The following is a 3,366-nucleotide window of genomic DNA, read 5'->3' on the forward strand; positions in this document are numbered from 1 at the left end:
CAAGATGATGCGCTCAAACTGCCTCACTGGCTGGGCGGGGGATCCCAAAACTTTCTCTAGAATGGGGCCGGTGAGGTTGTAGGGGATATTGGCCACCAGTAGGCGGGGCTGAGGCGGGAGCGGCAGGCGCAGAAAATCCCCCTCCAACAGCTGAAAGCGGGGCTCATTGGCAAAGCGCTTGCGCAACAAGCGGCACAGATCCCGATCGATCTCCACTGCCACCACCTGGACGCCCCGGGCCAACAGGCGCCGTGTTAACTGCCCTGTGCCAGGGCCAATCTCCAGCACCCAGGGGGGATCCCTGCCCTCTTGGGGTGGTGGCAACTGGGCAGCCTCCACAATTGCCGCGTGGACGGCAGGATCCTTGAGCCAGTGCTGGCCAAAGCGTTTGCGGGGATAGGGCATGGTTAAATCCGCATCTTCTCCTGGGGCGGATGGGGATCCCTGGCTAGGATGGGCCGGCGGTAGAGCGGCACGGTAAAGGTAACGGTCGAGCCCAACCCCTCCCCCAGGCTGTAGAAATTGATCTCGCCCCCCATGGCCTCCACTAGGCGTTGGCTGATGGCCAAGCCTAGGCCAGTCCCCCCGTACTGGCGGGTAGTGGAGCCATCCACTTGGGTAAAAGCTTGAAACAGCTTCTGCTGCTTTTCCAACGACACACCGATCCCAGTGTCAATCACGCGGATGCGGGCCATCCCCGGCTCGCCAGGTAGGAGGTCAGCTCGCACCGTCACGGAGCCCTTGGGGGTAAACTTAATGGCATTGCCCACTAGATTCAGCATCACCTGCAGCAGGCGCTGGTAGTCGCCATAGAGCAAAATTGGCTCTTCCGTAAGGGGCAGGTGGAAGCTAAGCTGCAGTCCCTTTTGACTAGCTTGCAAACTGGTTTTGGCCTCCACATCCTTGAAGAGGGCTTGCAGGTCGCAGGGTTGAAAGTGCAACTGCAGCTTGCCTGCTTCAATTTTGGCAATATCCAGTACGTCGTTGATTAAAGCCAACAGGTGCAGGGCAGAGCGGTAGGCTTCCTGCAAAAAGTCCAGCTCCTCTTCTCGGCTTTCGGCCAGCCCGTCCAGCACCAACTTAATGAAGCCAATGATGCTGTTTAAAGGTGTACGCAGCTCGTGGGAGGTGTTGGCCAGAAATTGGCTTTTTAGCTGGTTGGCCGATTCTGCTTGGGCGCGGGCTTGCTCCAGCTCTTTGTTTTTCTGAAGCAAGGTTTGGTTGGCCAGTTGCAGACGGGTGGCCAGTTGGCGACTTTGCTCCAGCAAGCTAGCGTGGGCGATGGCAGTACCCAAGTAGGTGGCAATAATCTGCAGCACCTGGAGGTGGCCGCTCTGCCAGGCAGGCGCAGTCTTGGGGGGCAGCACCTCTAGCCAAAGCAAGCTGTTGGGGTAGCCGCGGTAGGACATGGCCACAGCCAGGTGGCGTTCTGTTACCACTGGCTCTTCCTGTCTAAGGGCCTGGAGCAAATGGGGGTGATCCCCTAACCGCAGAGTCTGGTTAAGCAGCGAGGGAGTTTCCGGATAGCGGCGGTACTCAGCATTCACTGTTAGGGAATCCTGCCCTGTCTCGTAGAGGGCTAGCAGACAGCGATCCACCCCAAACAGCTGCCCCAACTGCTCCACCGTCTGCTGGCCCAGCTCGCGGATCCCGGCAGAGTGGCCAATGCTGCGCATGAGCTGAGCTGTAACCGCCTGAAGCGGCTCACTGAGAAAGGAGTACGGCAAGCTGGGGGGCTTGCTTGTCCCTCCAGCCAAATTGAAAGGCGTTGCCCCCAACACCTTGCCCACCACCGCAACTGCTACCACCTCCCCCTCCGTATCCCGCACGGGGTTGAGGCAAAGATGCAAATGCAGCTTGTAGCGGGGCGAGAGGACTTGGCATTCGTGCTGCAAGGGATCCCCTTGTGCAAACACCTGGCTTAGCTTGGCTTGGTACTCCTCCCCATTGACCACCTCCCAGCTCTGCTGCCCGGCCACAATCTGCGGGGGGTGGATACCATAGCTCTCAGCCCCTTCCCAGTAAAAACTTTGAAAACGCTGCTGGCGATCCTGCGTGTAGAGAATGAGATCCGCTGGAAACACGCCCACCTTGCCTTGAAAAAACCAAGCTCCTTGGACCCAGAACTTAGGTTTTTGCCGAGGAGGCTGAGGTGGTGGGGTCGGAGTCTTTAGTGTTGAGGCGGGCAAAGAGCATCCGCCCTGCCGAGGTCTGAATGGAGCCGGTAACCACTACCGAGCGAGTTTTGCCTACAGCGCGCTGTCCTTCTTCCACCACCACCATCGTGCCATCTTCCAGATAGCCTACCCCCTGGCCTGGCTCCTTGCCCTCACGGGTAATTTTGATATCAAAGCTATCGCCAGCAAGGTAGATAGGTCGCAAAGCCTCAGCCAACTCGTTGACATTGAGCACCTTGACTCCTTGCAGCAGGGCTACCTTCTTTAGGTTGTAATCGGTGGTTACCAGTGTCCCGCCCACGCTTTGGGCAAGGCGCACCAGTTTCTCATCGACCGTGTTTAGGTCAGGATAGTTGGCTTCGTGGATAACAAAGCGCTCGGGGTTAGCCTGGCGCAGGGCTTGCAGCGTATCCAGCCCTCTACGACCCCGCTCCCGTTTTTGGGGATCGGCCTTGTCGGCAATAGTCTGTAGCTCGGAGATGACAAAGCGGGGGATCACCAGCGTTCCCTCCAGAAAGCCCTTCTCAATCAACTGGGCCACGCGTCCGTCAATGATGGAGCTGGTATCCAAGACCTTGGGGCTGGCTGCCACCACACTCCCTTCTGCTGCCGCTTGTAGGGCATAGTTGGGGTTGAATAGGCGCAACAGGGCCGGGCCGTGGGTGTCGGCCAAACTCACTCCCAAGTAGGCAAAGGAGAGACTAAAGAAGACAGATGCCAGCGGTTCCAGAAAATTATTCAGCTCCTGGGGTAGGGGCAGCAAATAAACCGGAGCCATAGCCAGGTTGGCAATCACTAGGCCAATCACCAATCCCACCGAGCGGCTAATTAACACATCTGGTGGCAGCGAGCGGACGTTGGCCTCGAAGCGGCGGTAGCCCCAGCGCACCAGGGCTCCCAGCGCCAAACCTGCCAAGGCCCCGAAGCCGCCAGTAACCACGCGCGCCCCTTCGACATTGGCTCCTTCAAGAGCAGCAGGGGGAAGCAAATCCAGGCCGTAGAACCCAAGACCTGACCCCGCTAAGATGAAGATTGCAATCAGGATGACGTCCAACATACTGTAGAAAGTGCCCTTGCTGGGGGGAGTAGGCTCTCGGCAATGGGCGAGCCTGCCCCTTATTCTAGTCTTGGGTTTGGAGGCAGATCTCCTTCCCAAACGCCAGAAAAAGGAGGCTATGCTGAAGGAGAG

General features: G+C 58.3%; 3 protein-coding genes. All 3 read right to left on the reverse strand.

From position 1 onward, the window contains the following. Nucleotides 1-405: ribosomal RNA small subunit methyltransferase A (locus NW827_RS07890; protein WP_414503535.1), on the reverse strand; the 405-nt coding region annotated here is incomplete at its 3' end. A 2-nt stretch (nt 406-407) separates the two neighbouring features. After that, the gene (locus NW827_RS07895; RefSeq protein ID WP_414503536.1) at nt 408-2,084 is read right to left on the reverse strand and encodes an ATP-binding protein; all 1,677 of its coding nucleotides are present in this window, start codon (nt 2,082-2,084) and stop codon (nt 408-410) included. A 43-nt stretch (nt 2,085-2,127) separates the two neighbouring features. Continuing rightward, nucleotides 2,128-3,234: a PIN/TRAM domain-containing protein gene (locus tag NW827_RS07900; protein WP_414361569.1), complete on the reverse strand. Its 1,107-nt coding sequence runs from the start codon at nt 3,232-3,234 to the stop codon at nt 2,128-2,130. Nucleotides 3,235-3,366: the final 132 nt, after the last annotated feature.

It is taken from the genome of Synechococcus sp. H70.1 (assembly GCF_047502705.1).
Classification (GTDB): Bacteria; Cyanobacteriota; Cyanobacteriia; order Thermostichales; family Thermostichaceae; genus Thermostichus.